This window comes from Vibrio sp. T20, from assembly GCF_007858795.1.
Taxonomy (GTDB): domain Bacteria; phylum Pseudomonadota; class Gammaproteobacteria; order Enterobacterales; family Vibrionaceae; genus Vibrio; species Vibrio satsumensis.
This window is the reverse complement of sequence record NZ_VFEB01000159.1, coordinates 1-5893: the sequence shown is the minus strand read 5'-3', so window position 1 is coordinate 5893 and position 5893 is coordinate 1. Positions and strand designations below refer to the sequence as shown.

5 protein-coding genes and 4 tRNA genes are annotated in these 5893 nt (G+C 43.5%); 3 read left to right on the top strand and 6 right to left on the bottom strand.

What is annotated here, in order from left to right; all coding sequences use genetic code 11:
• Positions 1-117: 117 nt before the first annotated feature.
• From FTW16_RS17925 to FTW16_RS17910, 4 genes are all read right to left on the bottom strand, one after another.
• Positions 118-193 (bottom strand) — tRNA-Thr (locus FTW16_RS17925).
• A gap of 13 nt (positions 194-206) precedes the next feature.
• Positions 207-281: transfer RNA gene (locus FTW16_RS17920), tRNA-Gly, on the bottom strand.
• A 39-nt stretch (positions 282-320) separates the two neighbouring features.
• Positions 321-405 (bottom strand) — tRNA-Tyr (locus FTW16_RS17915).
• A 44-nt stretch (positions 406-449) separates the two neighbouring features.
• A tRNA-Thr gene (locus FTW16_RS17910) sits at positions 450-525 on the bottom strand.
• Between the two features lie 210 nt (positions 526-735).
• Here FTW16_RS17910 and coaA point away from each other — a divergent pair.
• Positions 736-1659, top strand: a complete 924-nt coding sequence (gene coaA, locus FTW16_RS17905; protein ID WP_019823834.1) for a type I pantothenate kinase — start codon at positions 736-738, stop codon at positions 1657-1659.
• A gap of 7 nt (positions 1660-1666) precedes the next feature.
• Here coaA and birA read toward each other — a convergent pair whose 3' ends face one another.
• Positions 1667-2632: a bifunctional biotin--[acetyl-CoA-carboxylase] ligase/biotin operon repressor BirA gene (gene birA / locus FTW16_RS17900; RefSeq protein WP_146492023.1), complete on the bottom strand. Its 966-nt coding sequence runs from the start codon at positions 2630-2632 to the stop codon at positions 1667-1669.
• Positions 2629-3675: a UDP-N-acetylmuramate dehydrogenase gene (gene murB, locus FTW16_RS17895; protein WP_146492022.1), complete on the bottom strand. Its 1047-nt coding sequence runs from the start codon at positions 3673-3675 to the stop codon at positions 2629-2631. Before murB ends, birA begins: the two co-directional genes overlap by 4 nt.
• A 66-nt stretch (positions 3676-3741) precedes the next feature.
• Here murB and FTW16_RS17890 point away from each other — a divergent pair, with 66 nt between their 5' ends.
• Complete coding sequence (locus FTW16_RS17890; RefSeq protein WP_060983728.1) at positions 3742-4173, top strand: GNAT family N-acetyltransferase; 432 nt, start codon at positions 3742-3744, stop codon at positions 4171-4173.
• A gap of 91 nt (positions 4174-4264) precedes the next feature.
• The gene (pssA, locus tag FTW16_RS17885; protein WP_146492021.1) at positions 4265-5605 is read left to right on the top strand and encodes a CDP-diacylglycerol--serine O-phosphatidyltransferase; all 1341 of its coding nucleotides are present in this window, start codon (positions 4265-4267) and stop codon (positions 5603-5605) included.
• Positions 5606-5893: the final 288 nt, after the last annotated feature.

Genomic DNA, 5893 nt, shown 5'->3' with positions numbered 1-5893 from the left:
GTTCAAATTTTTCTTTAGACATGGGGTGTCCCTCTAGGTACGGATTAGGTGGCTTAAAATAAGACCACGCAACCAAAAAAAATGGTTTTCTTTATTAAAGGAGAAGAAGCTTTAGACTGGTGCTAATACCCAGAGTCGAACTGGGGACCTCACCCTTACCAAGGGTGCGCTCTACCGACTGAGCTATATCAGCACACAAAATGAGTTGGAGCGTGCAGCGGGAATCGAACCCGCATCATCAGCTTGGAAGGCTGAGGTAATAGCCATTATACGATGCACGCAACACGTAACTCTGTTTGAGCTATTTAACCTTTAGAATATGGTGGAGAGGGACGGATTCGAACCATCGAAGGCAGTGCCAACAGATTTACAGTCTGCTCCCTTTGGCCACTCGGGAACCTCTCCAAATTTTGAGCTTTCTCTCGCTTGCCTTAAAGGAAGGGAGAAAGTGGTGCCGACTACCGGAATCGAACTGGTGACCTACTGATTACAAGTCAGTTGCTCTACCTACTGAGCTAAGTCGGCACAAGTGGGGCGCATTTTATTGAATGATTTTCCACCTTGCAATAGCAAATTGAAAAAAAGTGCAAAATTCTCTGAGCAAACTCCTACATACGGCTATTTAGCTCAAGGTTTACGTCTTTAACCCGCATCTAGTACAGGAAGATATTTTATTTATCTATCGCTTGATGTATTTTCCATGCACTTGTTTTGTTATCCACTATAGAGTTTTGTATGAGCCCATTTATGTCATTTGACCGCGAACGTTGGTCTGAGCTAAGGAATTTAGTTCCGATGACACTTTCTGAGAGCGACTTAAAAGAGCTTCAAGGCATCAATGAAAAGCTCACAATGGAAGAGGCAGTAGAGATCTATCTACCGCTATCTCGTCTATTGAACCTCTATGTGGCAGCCAGACAGAATAGAAACTCGGTACTCCACCAATTTCTAGATAAGAAAGAGAAAGCGCCACCTTTTATCATCGGTATTGCGGGTAGCGTAGCTGTTGGCAAAAGTACCACTGCGCGTCTGCTTAAAGCCCTACTCTCTCGCTGGGAAAACCACCCAAAAGTTGAACTAGTGACAACCGATGGCTTTTTATATCCAAACGAGGTGTTAGAAGATAAAGGGTTGATGAGCAAAAAGGGCTTTCCGGAGTCTTACGATATCAAGCGTTTAGTGAACTTTGTTTCGGATGTAAAAGCTTGCAAGAGAAATGTCACAGCCCCTGTTTACTCGCATCTTACGTACAATATTACTGATGACGTTAAGTGCGTCGACCTACCAGATGTGCTTATTATTGAAGGGCTTAATGTTTTACAAACCGGAATGAATTATCCACACGAGCCACATCGCGTGTTTATTTCAGACTTCCTTGATTTTTCACTCTATGTCGATGCGGATAGCCAGCAAATTAAAGAGTGGTACGTCAATCGTTTTATGAAGTTCCGCGATGGCGCGTTTACTAAGCCCGGCTCTTACTTTAGTCATTACACGAAATTATCGAACCAAGCCGCATTGGATAAAGCTGAAGGTATCTGGAGTTCAATTAATGGCTTGAACCTAGAACAAAATATTCTTCCTACACGAGAAAGGGCTCACTTGATTCTACGTAAAGGCGCCGATCATATGGTTGAAGAAGTGTTACTAAGAAAGTAGTAACGCCTTAATCGCCTTTTCTTAGCGATATCTCTCCGCCAATATAGCTCTCGACACCATTCTCAGTTTTGAGTAATACAGCACCTTGTTCATCGATGCCTTGAACAACACCTTCAATTTCTCTAGGTCCAATGATCAACCTAACATTGCGGCCTAAGAAATTATCCAAGCGGTTCCAACGCTCTATAAAATTGGACATCCCTTTCAGCTCATAATCAACAAGAGATTTATCCCAGGCATTGATCAGAGCCTGCGCTAACTGATTTCGGTCTGGCACCTGACCGTCACACACCTCTTTAAGAGAAGTCCATGGCTGTCCAATACCTGATGTTGTAGGATCCATGGATAGGTTTAGCCCTAAACCAATAACAATATGAGCAGCGCCACCGGACTGTCCTGACAGCTCTACCAAGATACCAGCAAGCTTCTTGTCATTGTGGTAAAGGTCGTTCGGCCATTTGAGCTTTACACCTTCTACACCCATCTCTTCCAAAGCTTCAACAACAGCGACACCAACCACAAGGCTTAAGCCCATTGCGGCAGCCATCCCTGCGTCGAGTCTCCAATACATTGAAAGATAGAGGTTTGCACCGAATGGCGATACCCACTCTCGTCCACGGCGTCCACGTCCTGCAGCTTGATATTCAGCAATACAAACAGAACCCGATTCGAGGGTGTTAGTTCGCTCTAATAGATGCTGGTTTGTAGAACCTATGATTGGAATGAGCTCAAGAGAAGCATCGCGACTAACTGCAGACAATTTTTCTTGGTCAAGCATATCTAAACAGCTTGCTAGCTTGTAGCCCTTGCCTTGTACTCGGTAGATATCTAAACCCCACTCTTGAATACCTTTAATGTGCTTACTGATAGCCGCTCGTGATACACCTATCATTTCACCTAGGTCTTCACCTGAATGAAACTCACCGTCAGCAAGACATCTCAATAGCGCTAGCTTGGTACTGTGTTCTCTCATGTCAGGGACTCCAAAGCCTTATCTAGGTTTGTCTCGCGGTCTCGCCCCATAAAACGTACTTCATGTTCCAATCGAATATCGAATTTATTCAAGACGGACTGACGCACTCGCTCTGCAAGCTTAAGGATATCCACAGCAGAAGCCTCATCATAATTGATGATAACCAATGCTTGATTGGGGTGAACCTGAGCACCACCTTCTATCACGCCCTTGAACTGGCATTGATCAATCAGCCAACCAGCAGCGACTTTGATCATATCATTACTCTCATAACCGACAATGTTTGGGTATAGAGCTAACAGGCGATCAAAATGATCTTTGGTGATCACAGGGTTTTTGAAGAAGCTGCCTGCATTCCCTTGTACTCTAGGGTCTGGCAGCTTACTTGAACGGATAGCACACACTTCATCAAATATAGTACGAGGAGAGAGACTATCGGCTGCTAGGCTTTTCAACGGACCATAGTGATTACATGGCTCCCACTCTTTAGGCAACGTTAAACCAATCGCAACAACAATCGCTTTACCGTAGAGAGCATGTTTGAAAATAGAATCTCGGTAACCAAAGAGACACTCTTCGTTGCTTAATCGCTTAACTGTATAAGTATCCAGGCACAGGGTATCGACATACCCGCATACGTCTTGCAACTCAACACCATACGCACCAATATTCTGAATCGGAGCAGAGCCTGAACAGCCGGGTATCATTGCTAGATTTTCTAGCCCACCAAGCCCTTTATCCACACTCCACTCAACTAAGCTTGGCCAATCCTCCCCACCACTTACATGCAGTAGGTGGTGACTGTCAGTCTCGGTCAACTCAATCCCGGCTAATTTATTCACAATGACCAGGCCTGCGAAGTGCTCAGTAAAAAGCATATTACTGCCCTTACCCAGTATCAACTTAGGTAAAGCTGACCATTTAGGGTCTTTGTAAAGCGAAATCAGTTCTTCGGTAGTGGTTACTTCAACCAACGCATCACACGTCTGATCGATGGAAAAAGTATGAACATTTTTTAAACTAGCATTGAGATGGAATTGCATGGCGATATTCAATTAACTTACACTGCGGTCATTCTACAGCAGATAAACCAATGGCGCAGTGACTGAATGAACAATGTCATCATTACTCAATTAGACCCAGTAAAGGTTCCCCTAGTTAAACGTTTCTATAAAGAACATTACCCAACGGGAAAAGCGAATAAAAGTGAACTGATCTATTCTTTATTACTGGATAACGAGCTGTGCGGAGTCGTGCGTTTTCGTACAATAGAAAATAATCGCTTACTTACCGGTATGGCTATATCAAAACAACATCGCGGCAAACAATTAGGCTCGCAGCTTATGGATTATTGTGCGCAACATACGCTTACGGAAGACGATTACTGCTTTGCTTACGCTCATCTCACCAATTTTTACGCGCGACATGAATTCGTACGAGTAGACCCTAAAGATCTGCCAAATGGATTAAGAGTTTTATACGAGCGCTATTCGAATAGCGGAAAAGATCTCATTCCTATGCATTATCAGCAAAATTGTTAGAGAATGCCTCGATTATCTAGTATTTGGTGCTATCCCTTTGGTAAAATTAAAGGTTCGCAATTTTGCATATTTTTAAGGTAAAACAGTCAATATGATTGCCAGTAGGAATCCATTCATACAGTTGCCAACCATAGCGCAGAATCCTGACAAGTTTGAAGTACTACTATCAGCGCAAGAGTTTCGAATTCGCCTACTTGATGAGATATCTCGCGCAACGACTCGTATTAGTTTAGTCGCTTTGTATCTTGAAGATGATGAGGCTGGCCGTGAGATCCTAACTGCCTTATATGAAGCAAAGCAAAAGAATCCAGAATTAGACGTAAGCGTTTGTGTCGATTGGCACCGAGCGCAGCGCGGATTGATTGGTGCAGAGTCTTCTGAAGGCAATGCGGCCATGTATAAAGAGTTTGCAGAAAAATATCAGCACTCTGTACCTGTCTATGGCATTCCAGTTCGCGGCAAAGAAGTCTTTGGCGTATTGCACTTAAAAGGCTTTATCGTCGATGATAGCGTGATATACAGCGGTGCAAGCCTTAACAATATCTACCTGAATTACCATGACCGCTATCGCTTTGATCGTTACCACGTTTTAAACAACGCAGCGCTTGCGGACTCGATGTTTACCTACGTACACGAACAGATGGTTGCGGACAGCGCTGTTTATGACTTGGCTGATAAGAATAAGCCGGTAACCAAAGAACTGAAACCAGCGATTCGTCAATTTCGTGCATCATTGGCAAGATCTCAGTATCAATTTGATGGTCAGGAGGTTTCAGCAGATCAAGTTGCTGTAACACCATTGGTTGGTATCGGTAAGAGACGTAACCGTCTAAATCAGGGAATCAATCAACTCGTAGCTCAAGCTAAAGATGAAATCTTTATCTGCACACCTTACTTCAACTTCCCACCTAGTCTAGCTAAAGAAGTGAAGAAAGCGCTTAAGCGTGGCGTAAAGGTCAGCATTGTTGTTGGCGATAAGACAGCAAATGATTTCTTTATCTCACCAGAAGAAGAGTTTAAAACGATTGGTGGTTTACCATACCTTTACGAATTGAACTTACGTCGTTTCGCTAAGGCCAATGAAGCTCATATTGCTAGCCGCAATCTATCAATTCGACTTTGGCAACACGATTCCAATAGCTTCCACCTAAAGGGCATTTGGGTCGATAAGCGCTACATGCTACTAACAGGTAATAACCTAAACCCTCGCGCATGGAAGCTGGACCTAGAGAACGGTATCTTTATCCAAGATAACTACCACCACCTAACAGACAAGTTCCAGGCTGAAGTGGATAATATCCTTCAACACACTCAGCTTATCTGTACTTATAAGCAGTTAGATAAGATAGAGAGCTACCCGATGGAAGTTCAGAAGTTGATTCGTAAGATCACTCGTGTAAAAGCCGACAGAGTGCTTAAACAAATACTGTAGTCGATGTACTAGAAACACTATTTATCAACGCCTAGTAAACGCTAGGCGTTTTTTTATCTACAAGATAGCCTAGCAGCTCCTATCGATTTCTAGAGAGACGCCTCAATAGGTAGCGATGAGGTCTGTAGCAAAAATCCGAAGCTCATACACCAAAAGCGACGAAGCCTAGTCGTCAGACTAGGCTTTCTAATATATGCCTAAATAGCGAGGGTACTTAATGCAGATTTACCCACTGGGGACAAAACCTTAACGGAGCCCATTCTGCTGGAGAAAAACACTTTTCTTTAA